This window comes from Algibacter sp. TI.3.09, assembly GCF_038154905.1.
Classification (GTDB): Bacteria; Bacteroidota; Bacteroidia; order Flavobacteriales; family Flavobacteriaceae; genus Algibacter.
Genome location: NZ_JBAKAN010000082.1, coordinates 1 through 281 on the forward strand (window position 1 = coordinate 1; position 281 = coordinate 281).

Here is a 281-nt window from a genome sequence, read left to right on the forward strand (position 1 = left end):
CAAACATTGAAAACATTGGATTAGAAGATGTTGGAATTGTTGTGGATAGAGATAAAGTAATTGTTAACGATATTTACCAAACTAATATCCGTGGATATTTTGCTATTGGAGATATTACTCCTGGGCCTGCTTTAGCACACGTTGCTTCTGCTGAAGGTATACTTTGTGTAGAAAAATTAGCTGGACAACATGGTGAAGCTTTAGACTACGGAAACATTCCTGGTTGTACTTACTGTACTCCTGAGATTGCATCTGTTGGTATCACTGAAAAGCAAGCTAAA

At 37.0% G+C, this 281-nt stretch carries 1 protein-coding gene; it reads left to right on the forward strand.

What is annotated here, in order from left to right; translation table 11 throughout:
* On the forward strand, window positions 1-281 hold a 281-nt coding region (locus tag V6246_RS18410; RefSeq protein WP_341561885.1), incomplete at both ends, for an FAD-dependent oxidoreductase.